Origin of the sequence: Bacillus sp. SIMBA_074, from assembly GCF_046534555.1 — a bacterium.
Taxonomy (GTDB): Bacteria; Bacillota; Bacilli; order Bacillales; family Bacillaceae_G; genus Bacillus_A; species Bacillus_A mycoides.
The window spans coordinates 1-255 of the sequence record NZ_JAWRYM010000843.1 but is presented as its reverse complement, the minus strand read 5'-3'; the positions used below and the strand labels follow the sequence as shown (position 1 = coordinate 255).

At 43.9% G+C, this 255-nt stretch carries 1 protein-coding gene; it reads left to right on the top strand.

All coding sequences use genetic code 11. The annotated features are described in order from the left end of the window. A partial coding sequence (locus SB773_RS33130) for a ribonuclease H family protein (protein WP_486304326.1) occupies nucleotides 1-255 on the top strand: 255 nt, incomplete at both ends.

Sequence of the window (255 nt, the reverse complement as noted above, 5' to 3'; positions counted from 1 at the left end):
ATGCCTTCCTGAGGATTTTTATTTGCCAGGCTTAAATGATTCCAAAAAAATTCCGGTGGCGACTCGCGAGGCGTTTTACGAGGTAATTGTGCGTGATGCACTGGCTGTTGGAATCGGAATTGTTGATGCTGCACGAATTGATGAAATTAACATTTTGCAAGCAACAAAAGAAGCGATGAAAAATGCAATCGATAATTCTGGCTTGAACCCGGATGCTTGTTTGATTGACGCTGTGCAGCTCACTGGCCTTAGCTG